General features: G+C 38.4%; 18 protein-coding genes. 14 read left to right on the top strand and 4 right to left on the bottom strand.

All coding sequences use genetic code 11. The features are described 5' to 3' along the window. The first annotated feature begins 129 nt into the window (after positions 1-129). From EHQ47_RS12130 to EHQ47_RS12110, 5 genes are read left to right on the top strand one after another with little or no spacing between them, the layout of a single operon-like run. Positions 130-1,053, top strand: coding sequence for a sulfurtransferase (locus EHQ47_RS12130; protein WP_135777256.1), 924 nt, complete (start codon positions 130-132; stop codon positions 1,051-1,053). Continuing rightward, positions 1,011-2,366, top strand: a complete 1,356-nt coding sequence (locus EHQ47_RS12125; protein ID WP_135777255.1) for a multiheme c-type cytochrome — start codon at positions 1,011-1,013, stop codon at positions 2,364-2,366. The genes EHQ47_RS12130 and EHQ47_RS12125 overlap by 43 nt, the downstream gene beginning before the upstream one ends. Then, entirely contained in the window at positions 2,359-3,072 is a 714-nt protein-coding gene (locus EHQ47_RS12120; RefSeq protein WP_135777254.1) for a glycosyltransferase family 2 protein, read from the top strand. Before EHQ47_RS12125 ends, EHQ47_RS12120 begins: the two co-directional genes overlap by 8 nt. After that, entirely contained in the window at positions 3,062-4,345 is a 1,284-nt protein-coding gene (locus EHQ47_RS12115; RefSeq protein WP_135777253.1) for an MptA/MptB family glycosyltransferase, read from the top strand. Before EHQ47_RS12120 ends, EHQ47_RS12115 begins: the two co-directional genes overlap by 11 nt. After that, a complete protein-coding gene (locus tag EHQ47_RS12110) occupies positions 4,305-4,901 on the top strand; it encodes a TIGR04282 family arsenosugar biosynthesis glycosyltransferase (RefSeq protein ID WP_135777252.1) in 597 nt (198 codons plus the stop codon). Before EHQ47_RS12115 ends, EHQ47_RS12110 begins: the two co-directional genes overlap by 41 nt. On the opposite strand, the gene EHQ47_RS12105 is transcribed toward EHQ47_RS12110, so the two are convergent. Next, positions 4,898-5,374: an OmpA family protein gene (locus EHQ47_RS12105; protein WP_135777251.1), complete on the bottom strand. Its 477-nt coding sequence runs from the start codon at positions 5,372-5,374 to the stop codon at positions 4,898-4,900. The genes EHQ47_RS12110 and EHQ47_RS12105 overlap by 4 nt on opposite strands. Before the next feature lie 101 nt (positions 5,375-5,475). On the opposite strand from EHQ47_RS12105, the gene lpxD reads away from it, so the two are divergent. Next, positions 5,476-6,495, top strand: coding sequence for a UDP-3-O-(3-hydroxymyristoyl)glucosamine N-acyltransferase (gene lpxD, locus EHQ47_RS12100; RefSeq protein WP_135747059.1), 1,020 nt, complete (start codon positions 5,476-5,478; stop codon positions 6,493-6,495). Positions 6,496-6,506: 11 nt separating this feature from the next. Here the strand turns inward: lpxD and EHQ47_RS12095 are convergent, their stop codons facing one another. The 3 genes from EHQ47_RS12095 to EHQ47_RS12085 are packed head-to-tail and all read right to left on the bottom strand — an operon-like array spanning position 6,507 to position 7,953. Beyond that, positions 6,507-6,854: an arsenate reductase family protein gene (locus tag EHQ47_RS12095; RefSeq protein WP_135747060.1), complete on the bottom strand. Its 348-nt coding sequence runs from the start codon at positions 6,852-6,854 to the stop codon at positions 6,507-6,509. Continuing rightward, positions 6,851-7,090: a hypothetical protein gene (locus EHQ47_RS12090; protein WP_100744426.1), complete on the bottom strand. Its 240-nt coding sequence runs from the start codon at positions 7,088-7,090 to the stop codon at positions 6,851-6,853. Before EHQ47_RS12090 ends, EHQ47_RS12095 begins: the two co-directional genes overlap by 4 nt. A gap of 38 nt (positions 7,091-7,128) precedes the next feature. Beyond that, positions 7,129-7,953, bottom strand: a complete 825-nt coding sequence (locus EHQ47_RS12085) for an LIC_11366 family protein (protein ID WP_135694160.1) — start codon at positions 7,951-7,953, stop codon at positions 7,129-7,131. A gap of 35 nt (positions 7,954-7,988) precedes the next feature. Between EHQ47_RS12085 and asd the strand changes: the two genes are divergently transcribed. From asd to EHQ47_RS12045, 8 genes are all read left to right on the top strand, one after another. Continuing rightward, complete coding sequence (gene asd / locus EHQ47_RS12080) at positions 7,989-10,235, top strand: archaetidylserine decarboxylase (RefSeq protein ID WP_135777250.1); 2,247 nt, start codon at positions 7,989-7,991, stop codon at positions 10,233-10,235. Between the two features lie 2 nt (positions 10,236-10,237). Continuing rightward, entirely contained in the window at positions 10,238-10,561 is a 324-nt protein-coding gene (locus tag EHQ47_RS12075) for a DUF971 domain-containing protein (RefSeq protein WP_135777249.1), read from the top strand. A 94-nt stretch (positions 10,562-10,655) separates the two neighbouring features. Beyond that, a complete protein-coding gene (gene fliN, locus EHQ47_RS12070; protein WP_100735520.1) occupies positions 10,656-11,726 on the top strand; it encodes a flagellar motor switch protein FliN in 1,071 nt (356 codons plus the stop codon). A gap of 41 nt (positions 11,727-11,767) precedes the next feature. Next, positions 11,768-12,511 (top strand): FliO/MopB family protein, encoded by a 744-nt coding sequence (locus tag EHQ47_RS12065; protein WP_135747062.1) that lies wholly within the window; start codon positions 11,768-11,770, stop codon positions 12,509-12,511. Continuing rightward, entirely contained in the window at positions 12,508-13,317 is an 810-nt protein-coding gene (gene fliP / locus EHQ47_RS12060; protein WP_135747063.1) for a flagellar type III secretion system pore protein FliP, read from the top strand. Before EHQ47_RS12065 ends, fliP begins: the two co-directional genes overlap by 4 nt. Next, positions 13,314-13,577: a flagellar biosynthesis protein FliQ gene (gene fliQ / locus EHQ47_RS12055; protein WP_004786411.1), complete on the top strand. Its 264-nt coding sequence runs from the start codon at positions 13,314-13,316 to the stop codon at positions 13,575-13,577. The genes fliP and fliQ overlap by 4 nt, the downstream gene beginning before the upstream one ends. A 1-nt stretch (position 13,578) precedes the next feature. Beyond that, the gene (fliR, locus tag EHQ47_RS12050) at positions 13,579-14,361 is read left to right on the top strand and encodes a flagellar biosynthetic protein FliR (protein WP_135747064.1); all 783 of its coding nucleotides are present in this window, start codon (positions 13,579-13,581) and stop codon (positions 14,359-14,361) included. Continuing rightward, positions 14,358-15,608 (top strand): EscU/YscU/HrcU family type III secretion system export apparatus switch protein, encoded by a 1,251-nt coding sequence (locus tag EHQ47_RS12045; protein ID WP_135747065.1) that lies wholly within the window; start codon positions 14,358-14,360, stop codon positions 15,606-15,608. Before fliR ends, EHQ47_RS12045 begins: the two co-directional genes overlap by 4 nt. The last annotated feature ends 3 nt before the right edge of the window (positions 15,609-15,611 follow it).

The following is a 15,611-nucleotide window of genomic DNA, read 5'->3' as shown; positions in this document are numbered from 1 at the left end:
CTTTGCTTCCAAATTACGGAGAGGGTTCAATTGGGCAAGAAAAATTCGCTTTCTTGGATGAAATGTTTATTTTATTGACGAAAATTCGTCTTAAAAGAGAAAGATTTTAGAAATCGGGAGGGAATCTTTATGAAAGTATTCCGTGGTTATGGGATTTATCTATTTTCTTTGTCTCTGTTCTGGGCTTTTTGGCTTCAATTGACGGCAGAGCCCAAGGTCCAGCCAGGAGAATCCAAAGAAACCCCTTGGTTTCTTTCCGAAGAATCCTCGTATCCATTCACAGAATTTACCATTCTCGACACACGTTCCTCCTTACAACGTTGGAAAAATAAAGTTCCCGGTTCCAAAGTCATTACATGGGAAGAGTTATCAAGAACTGATTTCCCGCATAAGGGGGAATTGTTGGAATTAAAATTGGTACGTAAAAAAATCAATGATTTAGGAATCAAACTTAACGACAGCATTCTTGTGTTAGGTGATGGTGCGAGTGGATGGGGAGAAGAGGGGCGTATTGTTTGGAGTCTACGTGAAGCAGGGTTTACACAAGCCTATTGGTTGGATGGTGGATATGAAACCTATGAAAAGGAAATTCGAAAGAAAACAAATTTAAAGTCAGAAAATAATATAAACCCGACTCCTAAACCTTCTAAACCAAATTCCAATATATCCTATACAATCCAAAAAGAGGAACTTCTGAAAGGATTATCCTCAAAAGAATATCAAATCCTTGATACTCGCGAGCCGAGAGAATTTTCTGGAGCCACACCGTATGGCGAGTCCCGTGGGGGGCATATTCCGGGAGCAAAGTCAGTATTTTACCAAGAGTTATTCGATGCAAAAGGCCAAATCAAATCGAAGGCCGAGGTGGAGCTTTATTTAAAACGGTTGGGAATCCAAAAAGAAAAACCGGTCGTTGCTTATTGCACTGGTGGGGTTCGATCCGCTTTTGTCGTTGGAATTCTTCGCACCTATGGTTATAATGCTTATAACTATGCGGGATCTATGTGGGAATGGTCTCACGACCCAAATCTTCCTTTGGAAACTGGAAATTGAAACGAAACATTTACATCTCTTTTTTTCTTTTTCTGATTTTAGGTGCGAGTGTTTTGATTTATCTCAACCAAAGAGAAGTTCCCATTGAACAGGTGTTCCCTGGAAAAGTTTGGGCAAAACCAATTGAAAACCTACCAGATTTAAAGGCAGTAGGGGCACCAACCGCAAAAAATTGCGGAAATTGTCACACGGAAATTTATGAAGAGTGGAGACGTTCCACACATGCCAATGCCCTCTCGGATATACAATTTCAGTCAGAATTAGCAAAACCAAGTTCACCAAAATGGATTTGTTTGAACTGCCATATTCCTGTTCAAAACCAAAGAGAAACCATTATCACTGGACTAAAAAATGGAGATTATTTCCGACCAATAGAAATTGTAAATCCTAGTTTTAACCCAGAAATGAAAGCCGAAGGTGTCACTTGTGCTACCTGCCATGTTCGTGTGGACTCTGAAACTAAAGAAAGTTATGTGATTGGTGGAACAGGCGGAACGTCACCGCCACATCCGGTAAAAATAGATCGCAAACAGTTGCTAAGTCGTTGTTACGATTGCCATAATGAAACTTATACTTTAAACGAATCCCTTGTTTGTTCTTTCCAAACAGGCACAGAGTTAATCGCTACTAAATCAAATGAATCTTGTTCTTCTTGCCACCAACCAGAAGTTCGTAGGTCGTTTGTAAAACCGTCTCTACACAAACCAATCCGAAGATCGCACAAACATGGATTTATTGGAGGAGGAGTTCCAAAAACTTTTGAATTGTATGCTGACCAAATTCGATTGGGTTATAAACCAGGGATTGTCCTTTCCAACATAAAAGTAGAAAATAATACAGTTGAATTGACGTTAACCAACACAAGTGCAGATCATCATGTCACAACAGGAGATCCTGAGAGATTTTATCGACTAACACTCATAGGTCTAAATAAAAAAGGAAATATTGTTTTTAAAGAAGAAACTACAATAGGGCAAGAATGGTCTTGGTCTCCTTCTGCAAAAAAGGTTAGTGATTCGCGAATTCCATCAGGAAAAAACTTTGTTTGGAAATTGGAACAAAAGGATCCTCTGATTGAATCTTTTCTTTTCCAAGCGGTTCATGTTCGTTTAAAGGACAAAACTTCTGACTATATGATCCTTTCTTCTGGTAACCTTTCCTCTCCGTATAAAGAAAAAGTGGAAAAAATGAAAGATTTGTATCCTCATAGTTCGATTGTCATTGAATCAATCTATCAATTGAAAACAAAAAAAAGAAAAGACACTCCTTTAGAAGAACTTTTCCGAAGGAATATACTAAGAAAAGGTGAATAAAGTTCTTTGTATTATACCGGCTAGGGATGAGGAAGAGGGCATCTTTCGTGCGTTAAATGGTCTTATCCTTGGTTCTGGTTTAAACAAATCTCAATTCATTGTCGTCAACAATGCATCAAAAGACCAAACTCCAAAGATTGTCAAAGAGATGGGTTTGTTGGTATTGGATTGTCCAAAAATTGGATATGGAAACGCTTGTTTGGTGGCCTTGGATTGGATCAATCAATCAAAATTGAATCCCGAATATATTTTATTCTGTGATGCTGATGGCTCAGATGATCCTTCTGACATTCAAAAATTGATTCAGGTGATAAACGAAACAAAAGCTGATTTAGTGATTGGTTCAAGGACTATTGGGAATGTTGAGAAAGGTGCCTTGTCCCCAATCCAAATTTTTGGAAATGCTCTCACTTGTTTTTTGATCCTCCTTTTTTTTCGACGTAAATTTACGGATATGGGTCCGCTTCGAATTGTCAAATATACATCCTTTCACAAATTGCAGATGCAGGATCCAACTTGGGGATGGAATATTGAAATGCATATAAAGGCGTTGCAACTTGGATTTGATATTCGTGAAATTTCAGTCAATTATCGAAAACGTTTTGCTGGTGTTTCCAAAATTTCTGGAACAATTTTAATGTCTTTGCGTGTGGGTATCAAAATTTTATACACTTTCTTTCGGTTATTAATTTTCCGTGTCCGTTAGTTCTCAGTTTTTGAAATTTCTTTTGTTTTTGATTTATCCGATTCTTTTATTTGTTTCGGTACATTTTGGAAATAGAAATGAATTCAGTGTAATCCTTGTGGTGGCCTTTGTTTTGCCCCTGTATTTTTATTTTTTATCAGACATCCTGTTTTTGTTTGGGAATCGATTTTATCTTTTTCTTTTGTATGGAATTTTTTTGCGAGTTGTTGTGATTGGCTCTCCAGCAGTGTGGAGTGATGATATTTATCGTTATTTATTTGATGCAAAACTATTTTTGAATGGTATCTTACCTTATCACCATACTCCTCGAGAATTTCTTGAACTTGGGAATACTTCGAATCTTGGGTTGGACTTTTTGTTTTTGAAGATGAATAGTCCTGATTATTATTCCGTTTATCCTTTGTTATTACAAATTTTTTATTCCTTCGGAACTTTGTTAGGTTCTATATTTGGAAACAGTTTGGTGGGAATTCAGATTCTCTTTGTGGCAGTCGAAAGTATCAATTTGACTCTTATCCGAAAATTATACCCGCATAGCGAAAACCAATCTTATTGGTTTTATTTTGGAAATCCGATTGTCATCATCGAAGGGGTTTCTCAAATGCATCCCGAGGTTCTGGTCGTCACAGGATTTTTATTTCTATTTATTTTACGGCCCAATTGGTTTCGTTTATTTTCTTTTTTTATCCTAACACAATTAAAGTTAAACTTATTTCTTTTTGTTTTTGGGTTTCGTGGAGACAAAAGGTTTTGGATTCGTTTGGCGTTTGTTTTGCTTGTTTCACTTTTGATTTGGAAATTGACAGTGTTTTCAGATTTGTTATTGCAAGGCAGTTCCGGTATCGGACTTTTTTTTCATTCCTTTCGATTTGCTGGTATTTTAGAACCTTTTTTCTATTTCATTTTATCCATATTTGAAGGAGAGTATTTGTCTGGGGTCATCTCATTTTCTATTTTGGGATTTATTCTTTTTTATTTATTCAAAGAACAATATTTTTATCGCCTAACAAAGTGGAATTCTTTTTTAGTTTTGTATTCTTTGTTTCTTTTGTTTTCGCCAGTCATTCATCCTTGGTATTGGATTCTATGGATTTTGTTTATGATTGAAAAAAAGAATGCCAAAAAGATTCTCTCTTCCGTTATCTTTTTGGCTTTTTTATCATATGGAATGTATGTGTATTATGAATTCGTATACATTCATTGGCTAGTTTCAATTTTAATTTTAGGTTTATATGGGAAAAAACAAATTAATTATCTTCGCAAAACAACCTGAACTTGGAAAAGTAAAAACTCGCCTAGCAGTGAGTATTGGAGAAGACCAAACTTTAAAGATTTATAAGGAACTCCTTGAGATCACAAAAAATATAACTTCAACTCTCTCTGTTGAAAAAATTGTGTATTGGGATCATCTTGATCTTGTGAGCCCTTTGAAATTTGAGTTTGGCGATTCAACGAAAGTCCAAGTAGAAGGAGATCTCGGATTTAAAATGAAAACTGCCTTTGAAGATGAATTCCGATCAAATTTTGGAAAGGTTGTGATCATTGGAACCGATTGTCCCTTTTTAACAAAAGAAATTTTAGAGAAGGCCTACCTGAGTTTGGATACAACTGATTTTGTAATTGGTCCTGCGATGGACGGAGGATATTATCTTTTGGGGATGAGAGAATTTTTTCCCTATGTTTTTGATTCCATTCCTTGGAGCACAAGTAATGTTCTTCCGCTTACACTTGAAGTCATACAAAAAAACAAAAATACTGTTACTTTACTTGCAGAGTTAAATGATATTGATGATATCAATGACCTCAAAGATTGGAAAGATCCACGTTAAGGAAGTGGTTGTAATTTAATTTCGACACGTCTGTTAAGAGCTTGGTGTTCTTTTGTTTTGTTAGGTGATTTTGCATTTCCATAAAACAATCTCCTGATTTGGTTTGGTTCCACAAAGTGGATCAAAAAGAAACGTTCTACTTCTAACGACCTTTTTTCGCTAATGGTAACATCTTCAGAAGCCGTTTTTCCTTCATTTGCATGTGCATGAATGTACACAGAATAGTTTCGATTTTGGTTTAAAAAATCTGCGACTGGTTGTAATCGAACTAAATCTGATTTTGAAATTTTGGAAGAATGATTCGAAAAGTAGATCGTAAATGATTTTTCATCAGAAGCCTGTTCTGTCTTTTTATAAGGATTCTCAAAGACATATCCTTCCTGCGCGACTAGATCTTTTATGAATAAACAATATTGAACAGTGTAAGTTAACAAAAGCAAGCGGAGGCCTTTGTTTAAAAGTAGATGGCGCATAATCTAATCATCGGAAAGTTTGAAAATAATCAATATGATAGATTTTAAAAATGTGATTGAAATATGTCCCTTCCAATTCATTTTCAAGTGTAAGGTGTATAATGAAACTAAAAGATTTAGCTGAACAATTAGGTGCAAATTTCACTGGTTCCGGTGACTTAGAAATCAATGGGATCAAAGATTTGGAGCACCATACTCCCGTAGATCCAAATAGTATTTATTACGTAGCTTCCAAAAAATACTTAGCCAAACACAAAAAAGCTTCGGATGTAAAAGTGGCTTTAACAGTCGATTCGCTTGCTTCGCAATTTCCTAATGCTATTATTATTCCAGAAGAAGGTTCTAAGGTAAAATTCATTCAAGTTGTCTCTTTGTTTGAAAAAAAACCAAAACATGTGGCTTCTATTTCCTCCAAAGCGAGTATCCATCCTTCCGCCAAACTTGGAAAAGATGTAACGATTATGGATTTTGCTGTGATCCAAGAAAATGTAGTCATTGGTGATCGCGCCGTTATTTATCCCAATGTTGTTTTGGAATCAGATGTGGAAATTGGAGAGGAAACAGTTTTAAAATCTGGCGTTGTCGTATATTACAATTGTAAGTTGGGGAAAAGAAATTTGATCCATTCTAATACTGTCATTGGCGCAGATGGATTTGGATTTTATGACTATGCAGGGGTGCGATACAAAGTTCCCCAAATTGGCAACGTCATCATTGGTGATGAAGTAGAAATGGGTGCTCATTGCACCGTAGACAGAGCCGCTCTTGAATCCACAACCATTGGGAATTTTACAAAGTTTGATGACCATGTGCATGTCGGTCATAATTGCCGTGTTGGAAATTACGTTTATATTGCGGGTGCCACTGTACTTGCAGGTTCTGTTACGATTGAAGACGGATGTTTCCTTGCAGGGCAATCTGCAGTAGCAGAACACCTAACAATGAAAAAAGGTTCGATTTTAATGGGTTTGTCAGGACTTACAGAAGATTCTAAAGAAAAAACTGCATACTTTGGAATTCCCGCAAGACCTGCATTGGAAATGCATCGAATTCACAGTTCATTGCCAGTGTTACCAGAAATTGCAAAGGATTTTTCAAAAAGAAAGAAGTTGGAGTCCTAAAGACTTCGACTTTATTTTTTAGATTCTAAGATCCACTGTTTCCAGACATCTGGAACAAATCCAATGGTTGCACGTTTCCCATCTCGAACGATTGGGGTTTTGAAAAGAAGAGGGTTCTCGAGTAAGGCCTCTTCTTTGTCGTATAACATGTATTTGAGATTTTTGTCTTCGTAAACTTTGGATTCTGTATCAACCAAGTCATCTAAACTGACACTGCCGAGTATGGAACGAAGTTCTCCCTTGCTCATCTCTTTTTCCTGCAGGTTGATGAACTGAAAATTCACACGACGTTCTTGGAAGAAGAGTTGAGCCTTCTTCGTGTCTTTGCATTTTTTGGTTCCGAAGATTTGGAGATTCATCCAAAAATAGACTTTTTGAAATCTTCTAAAAGAGGTTCAGGACCCGACAACATCAATTCAATTTGGTCTTTGTCCAAATCATACATGACATGTGCTTGTAGGTATAAAGTGAATTCTTCTGCAGAAACTTTTTTGGCATCGAAGTTTTCTTTTAGAAAGTTATACCAAGCAGCAAGGATGACTTTTTGGTGAGCCAATTCTTTGATACCGATGGTAATGATTTTAGAAGGTTTCATGTAATTTTCTTAAAAATGATACTTTAAACAATGGATCGTCAATCCAAAAACCTTTGGAAGACTGAAAAATAAAGAACCCATGATCCCGTATTCATATCTAACCTTCGAAAAGTTTGTGCAGTGCTCACAGTGGCATCTAAGATTCGAGTGTCATCAATCACACCCACTTTCCCGTCGGCTCGTATATAGAAACTTGAAGTTTCTCCATTATAGTTTCCGCTAAACTTATCAATGGCAACATGGTGATAACCAAGGCCAATTTGAAAAAATGTGTTTTCGTATAACCTGTGATTGATGGCAGTCTCTGCTCGATACGCAAGTCCACTTCCTCGTAACCTTCCTTTTTGATTGAAGTATTGGGTATCCGGAGGTAACTCACCCACCGAATATCCTCTTATGTTCCAATCGGCAGAGGTAAATCCAATCCCCAAACCGTTTTCCCATTCCCAATTCCGAAAGATAGGCATTGAAAAGTAATACATTCCGAGTACATGGTAGGAATAAATTTCCGACCGAAGTTTTGTATAATAAAGGTCACTTGTAACTTCGGTTAGGTGTAGCATTTGCCAATCATTCCTACCAACAACAAACCCGACCCTTGATCTTGAATCCAAAAGGAAACGAACAAAACCTTCATACAAGTTGGTGGACTTTCCTCCACTCAAACTGACATCAGAAAAAACCAATGGATTAAAGGTAGACGAGAACTGTTTTAGGTCACCGTCAAATCGACCTGGAATTCGTTCACCAGCACCATATCGCATACCCACTTCGATCCCTGAGGGTTCGGCGACCAAGTTACCAAGGGCCAGAGAAGAAATCATAAAAACCAGAAGCGAAAGGATCACAATACATCTTGACATAACAATTTATTCCAATTTCGTGAGGAAGAACCAATATGGAAACACTCTTTCAAAACGGATCTACGTTTAATCTGATTTTAGGATCAGACATTCTCAGCCCTTATTTCTATCTCATTCTGATTGCCTCGGTGTATTTGAGCTTTCGATTGGGATTTCCACAAATTCGTTTTCTCTTCCTCGCACTCAAGATCCTTACGGGCAATATGGACTTCAAAGGTTCCAAGGGGCAATTGGTTCATTCACAGGCATTTTTTGCAGGAATCGGTTCTTCGTTACTTGTAGGATCAGTGATTGGAACGGCTTTGGCCATCGCATATGGCGGAATTGGCGTTCTTTTTTGGATTTGGGTCATGAGTTTACTCGTGATGCCCGTCCGTTTTGTTTCTTCAACACTCGCAGTCAAATTTAGAAACCAACTTCCGAGTGGTCGGTATCTTTCTGGACCAATGTATTTTATCGAAAAAGCTTTGCGGGCCAAATGGCTTGCTGTTGCCTTTTCCCTCGCAAGTTTGGTAACAGTCCTTTTGTTTGGTGGAATTTTTCCTTATGTGGGACTGACATATATCACAAAAGAGGGTTTGAGTTTATCCGGTTTATCAGGCCCTATTTCCATTTCCGTCATTTTACTATTTATCGTTATTGGCGGTGTTAGGCGAGTCGGTCGTGCTGCATCCATTCTTGCTCCCATTGGTATCATTCTCTTCATTTTTGGTTACGTGTCTTTGTTTTCCGGTGGAATGATTTCCTTTTTTGGATTTTTGTCGGACGTTACAAAAGAAGCGTTTTCTATCAAGGCCTTACAAGGTGGTGGGGCGTTTGGGATTTTACGTGGTCTTTCTGTTTCCTTAAGTACTTTCTTTTTGTCTACAGAAACTGCTGTTGGAAAATCTTCAGGGATTGCTGGGGTTGTTCGAACTGATTATGCCGCAAAACAAGGGTTAGTGAGTATGCTTGCCTCCTTTTTTGAAGGATTTGTTATGGCGACACTAGTAGGTTTTGTTTTGTATTCTTACGGAGCTGTCAATTTAGAAACTATTCTTTTATTCCCAAATCGAATTTTAGAACAAAAGGAATCATTGCCAGCCATTCTATTTTTTGTATCCTTCCTTTGTTTTGGAGTTCTCAGTCTTGCTGGTTGGTTCTATAGTGGAGAACAAAATGCATTTTATGTATTTGGTGAAAAATTTTCCAATTTTTTTAGAATGTTATTCATCGGATCAACTCTTGGTTTTGCCTATCTTTATGTAAAATACGGAATCGATGTATTTATATTTGTAATGCATTGGGGTTATATTGCCGCAGTCATTACCAGTGTGCCATTGTTAGTTTCTCTTATGTTGCTTGGTAAATCAGCCAATTTGGAACTAAAAAAATACCTTTCCGAATCAGGTGCTCGTTACGAAATTTTCAAAGACATTTACCTTTTGTTTTTAACCTTACTTCCGAAAAACTTAATTTCCAAACTCTTTGGTTACTTCTCCATGTTTAAGTTGCCAAGATTTATGATGATTCCCATCTTAAAAGCATTTGCAAAGGCTTATAAAATCAATTTGAGCGAAGCAGAACTTGAAATTAAAGAATATGCATCCCTCAATCAATTTTTTACTCGTGCCCTTCGCGCCGAAGCAAGGATCATCGATTCAGCGGCCAACGCTGTGGTTTCTCCTACAGATTCAAAAATCACAAGCTTTGGAAATATCAGCCAATCGACCATCATCCAAGCCAAAGGGATTGATTATTCCGTAAAAGAATTGTTAGGCTCCGAAAAGTATTATCCTTACTTCACAAATGGTAAATACATTACCTTTTATTTATCCCCACAAGATTACCACCGCATCCACAGTCCATTCGCTGGTCAAATTCTTGGTTATTATTATGAGCCGGGAAAACTTTTCCCTGTGAATGATTTGGCGGTTCTCAATATTCGTGGACTTTTCCCTAAAAACGAAAGGCTTATCACCTTCTTACAAACGGAATACGGTAAAATAGCTGTCATTAAGGTCGGGGCATCTAACGTGGGTAAGATTCGGGTGACGTATGACAATAAAATCGTCACAAACAACTGGATTCGTTTTGCGAAGGAACACCATTACAAAGATGTTTCCATTATGATCGACAAAGGGTCGGAACTGGGACGTTTTGAAATGGGTTCCACAGTCATCCTTGTTTTCGAAAATGACACCATCGACTTGACAAACATAACCCTCGGTGACAAAATCCAGTATGGAACCACTGTTGGGAATTTTCGTTCCAAAACGACAAAACTACCGGTGAAACCTTAAAAATGTCGAACTCACAACTTGCCACCTTCCCAAAAGAAATTTCTTTCGATGATGATTCTTTGTACATCGAATGGAAGGATGGCCATGGGTCGAAGTATTCCCTTCTGGACTTACGTAAAAAATGCCCTTGTGCCACTTGTCGAGGCGGGCATGGCGGGAAAGTAGGGGATGCAACTGGCCATATCCAGTCCATCAAACTCCTTTCTTGGACCAAAGTGGGTCGGTATGCGATTTCCATTGTTTGGAGTGACTACCATAACACTGGAATTTACTCGTATGACAATCTCCGTGCCTATTCGGACGGATTTTCGAGCGCATTCGACTAATCTCTCTTACTTTTTGTCAATTCGGAAAAAAACTGAGTGACAAAAAGATTCATATTATGTCTCATTATCCTAAGTTTTCCGGAGATAAAAGGGTATGGGTGAAGGTTCACTCTCACAAGACGAGATAGACGCATTACTACAAGGTGCGGATGATACATTCGACCTCTCTTCTTTAAGTGGCGCCGCAAGTTCGTCATCGGACAACCTATCTCCAATTGACCGCGACATTATTTCTGATGTGATCGGCTCTGCATTCCAGGTGGCGGGGAACACACTTGGCACGATCTTGGCAAAAAACACTCGTTTTATGAACCCTGCCACCGAATCGAGCTCCTCTGCTGACATTCAAAAGGAACTTGGAACAAAATCCGTTAGTTTATTTTCAACAATTAGCGGAAGTTTGGCGGGACGAGTTTGTCTGATTATGGCCCAAGAAAACGCAGCAAAAATTGCTGGTGTGATGATGGGGGGGATGACTCCTCCAGGCCAATTAGACAATGCGCAACTCCAAACTTTAAAAGATTCATTATCTCCCATTCTCGGAACTGTGACGGCACAGATTGGAATGAAACTTGGTGGAACCATGTCCGGTAGTCCTCCGGAGATTGCTCTTGTCAATTCAGGCCGTGATTTACAACTACCAGATGACAATAATTTGGTGAAAACCTCTCTCAGTTTAAATATTGATGGAGTAGGTTCCTTTAAAGTATATTATGTAATTGCTCTGTCTATGGCTAATTCCGTTTTGGATATCCAAAAGGGTGGTGGCCAAAAACAACAACAACAGTCTGGTGGAATGAACGTCAACATGCAACCAAACATGGGCATGGGTGGTGGCCAAGGATCTGTTGGAATCAAAGGTGTTAATTTCCCATCTCTTGCAACCGCAGGTGGTGGCCCCGGACAAACAAATCTCAACCTTCTCATGGATGTGCAGATGGCACTGACAGTAGAGCTCGGTAGAACCAAAATGTACATCAAAGATATTTTAGGTTTGGGTGAAGGTTCTATCATCGAGTTGGATAAGTTAGCTGGTGAGCCAGTGGACTTACTTGTGAACGGCAAACTCATTGCAAAAGGTGAGGTTGTGGTGATCGATGAAAACTTTGGGGTTCGTGTTACCGATATTGTAAGTCCTACTGACCGACTCAAAGGCGAAAAATGATCAGGTCCATCCATAAAAGCTTAAAACAAAAGGGGCAAGTTATGTACTTCTGCCTAATCCTTGTTTTGGCTGTTTCCCCTGTCATTTCTCAAAACACAGAAACCAAGGAATTGGATCAAATCCTTCGCCAGGAATTGGGTGACCCTAAATCCAAACCATCCGATGTTAACAATTCCAATTCTGGTCCAAAGTTTGAAGGATCGGCTAACACAAGTAATTCGAACGTTAGTGAGACCACAAAAGGAAACGAGGAAACCAATCTCATCCAAGAAAGATATGCAGAAAATTCGGATGATTCCCCTTCAGCCACTTGGATCTTACTGAAAATTTTATTTATTTTGGCCATCCTTGTGGGTGCCGGTTATTATCTCATTTTGCAAATGCAAAAATCAAAATCGGCTAAGTATCCTGTAAAAGGGTTTATGAAGGTTTTGTCTAGTTTGCCACTTTCAGCCACACAATCCGTTCAAATTATCGAAGTGGGTGGTCGTACACTTGTGCTCGGTGTTGCCGATGGTTCTGTAAGTTTACTCACGGAAGTGACTGCTCCCGACGAAAAATCACAAATCCAAAAAATGAAAGAGGAAGCGGATCCTTACGTTCCTAATTTTTTGGAAACTGTCCTCGAAAGTTTACAATCCAAAGCACAAAGAAAAATTCGAATCAACCCTTCCAAGATGGAAAGTTTGGAATTCGACGGAGCAGCCGAGATCCAAAGAAAGGCCAAAGAAGGATTGGAACGTCTACGCAAACACCGTGAATTGTTAGAGGGAGGGGAGTCGTGAAATTGCGTTTTTTATCCTTCCTTAAGAGACATAAATCGATTATTTTTCTCATTGGAATTTTATTCCTCATCACAGCCGGTGGGTTTACGGGCCTTATGGCTCAGGACAAAGGTTCGAAAATTCCTATTCCTAATTTATCATTTAACGTAAATGAGGCGCGGGGACCTAAAGAAACAAGTTTGTCTCTGATGATCCTTTTTCTTGTTACCATACTTTCTTTGGCACCAGCCATTGTGATGAGTGTCACTTCGTTTACGAAGGTTGTGATTGTATTTGATTTTGTGAGAAGGGCTCTTTCTTTACAAAACTTACCACCAAACCAAGTGATGATGGGTCTTGCTTTGTTTGTTACTTTTTTTATTATGGCACCTACGATTGGTAAGGTGAATGATGAAGCTCTCCAACCTTACTTAAATGGGAAAATTGATCAAACGGCGATGATGGAAGGATCCATGAAACATCTTCGTCAATTTATGATCAGGCAACTAGGAAAAGATGGAACAAAGGACGTTGCTTTGTTTTTGAAAATTGGGAAAGTACAAAATGTAAAATCTTTTGAAGACGTCCCTTCTTATGTTTTGGTTCCTGCTTTTATGTTAAGCGAAATCAAAAAAGCTTTTATCATTGGGATTTATATCTTTATACCATTTATTGTGATCGATTTGATTGTTGCATCAGCCCTTCTTGCTATGGGTTTTATGATGTTACCTCCGGTAATGATCTCCCTTCCGTTAAAGCTTATTCTTTTCATTTTGATTGATGGATGGAACCTACTTGTTCTGGAACTTGTGAGGAGTTATAAATGACAGAAGTCGATGTTGTCAACTTGATGCGAGAAGCATTCATTGTGACTCTAAAAATTTCTAGTCCCATTTTGATTACTGCACTTGTGGTGGGACTGATTGTTGGGATTTTACAAACTACAACTTCCATCCAAGAACCTACCATTGCCTTTGTTCCGAAACTAGTTTCTATTTTTGCTGTGATTGTATTTTTTTCAGCTTGGATGGTGCGAGTGATGACGGACTACACTCGTGAAATTTTTTTTATGATAGAAAAGATATGATATGGAATCATTTGTTTTACACTTTCAATCTTTTCTCTTTGTCTTAGTTCGACTTCTCGGACTTTTCCTTGTAGCACCCTTTTTCTCTTCTGAATCAATCAATTTTTCACTCCGTATGATCTTTTCCTTTATGGTATCACTCATTGTTTATCCAGTTGTCGCAACTTATATGCCGCCTGTCCCCGGTCATATGATCAACTTCGGAATTCTAATTATTTCCGAAATGTTGGTTGGTGTATTTATTGGATTTCTCGTATCACTTGTGTTTGCCGCCTTTCAAATGGCTGGTGAATTTTTTAATAATCAAATTGGCTTTGGTTATACGGAAATTCTAGACCCAGTCACTCAAAATTCTCTCCCTGCCATTGGAACCATGAAAAACTTAATGGCAACGGCACTATTTCTTGTGATTGGAGCACATAGGTTTCTCATTGAAACAATTGCTTATTCTTTTGAAAAAATTAGAATCATTGCATTTACCGGAAAGGTAAATGCTGGGTTATATCGGTTGATGGAAGACGCGATAGGGGCTATGTTTGTTGTTAGCTTTAAAATCGCACTCCCTGTGATGGGGATTTTATTTTTAGTCTCTCTTGCGGAAGGCCTTATGGGAAAGGCGGCACAACAAATGAATGTGATGTCCATGTCTTTCCCACTCAAAGTTTTTATTGGAACACTCACTCTCATTGCAACATTGACTTTCATTGCAACTCAAATGGTACAGGGAATTCAAATTTCCATGGATAAGGCAAGTTTACTCATCCGGGAGTGGCCCAATTTATGAAAAGAAAAATGAAGTTTTTTTTCGGTAATACAACTACATGGATGAAATCAGTAACCAAATATTTGTTTGGTGGTACTTGTTTTTTGCCATTAGGACTTATAGAAAATTTGGTTACCAAGTTTTTTCGGAAAAGTCTTCATTTTTCCACAGGTTATTATGAAATAGATCTTCAGCTTTTTGCAGCAGCTGATGAAGGTCGAACTGAACCGCCGAGTGAACGTCGCAGAAGAGAAGAAAAAGAAAAGGGGAATGTCCCTAAGTCCAATGAAGTTGCATCCACACTTGTTTTGTTAGGTGGAACAGGTGTATTATTTGTTTTGGGTGACACATTTATACGAAATACGGCTATTTTTATTAAAAAATACCTTCCCATGGGAATGAAACTAGATCGATTCGGGGCAGAGGAATTTCGTGTGATCCTCGCCGGTGTTTCCCGTGATTTTTTTAATCTGCTTTGGCCAATCCTTGCGATTACTCTTGTATTTGCGATTGTTGGGAATGTGGTGCAGGTAGGGTTTATGTTTTCTCCAAGAGCACTTTCCTTTCGATTTGATCGAATCTCACCAAATTTTAAACGGGTTTTGCCAAATCGCCAAACATTGTTTAATTTGGTTAAGTCCCTCGCAAAAGTAGTGTTAATCGGTGTAATTAGTTATGTTTTAATTTCAGGCGATTTTTTGAAAGTTCTTTTGACGGGAAATATGGGAATGATGCAGGCCATTACTCTCATCACCTATTCTGGATTTAAGATTATGATGGCTGCTGGACTTTTGTTACTGGGGATAGCAGTTGCTGACTTTTTTTTCCAAAAGTCTGAATTTGAAGAATCTCTCAAACAAACTCCTTCAGAAGCAAAACGAGAGATGAAGGAAGATTCGGGTGATCCTGTAATGAAAAACAGAAGGATGCAATTGGCAAGGGATATGATGCAGGGAAATATGCTTCGTGAAGTCCCAAAGGCCGATGTTGTGATTACCAATCCCACTCATTATTCTGTAGCCTTATCTTATGAAATGGGAAGGGACTCTGCACCGAGAGTGATTGCTAAGGGTGAAAACCGCCTAGCACTCGAAATACGAAGAATTGCTCGTGAAAATGATGTCCCAATTATTGAAAGCCCAAAACAAGCACGTCTTTTATATGCGCAAGTGGAAGTGGGAGAAGAAATCCCGCAAGAATTCTTCCAAGCGGTGGTACAAATCCTTATCACCCTTGAGAAGTTCAAAAAAAAAGTAGGAATGGCATAAGCA

It is taken from the genome of Leptospira bourretii (genome assembly GCF_004770145.1).
Lineage (GTDB): Bacteria > Spirochaetota > Leptospiria > Leptospirales > Leptospiraceae > Leptospira_A > Leptospira_A bourretii.
The sequence above is the reverse complement of the archived record's forward strand: the minus strand, read 5'-3'. Positions and strand labels throughout refer to the sequence as shown.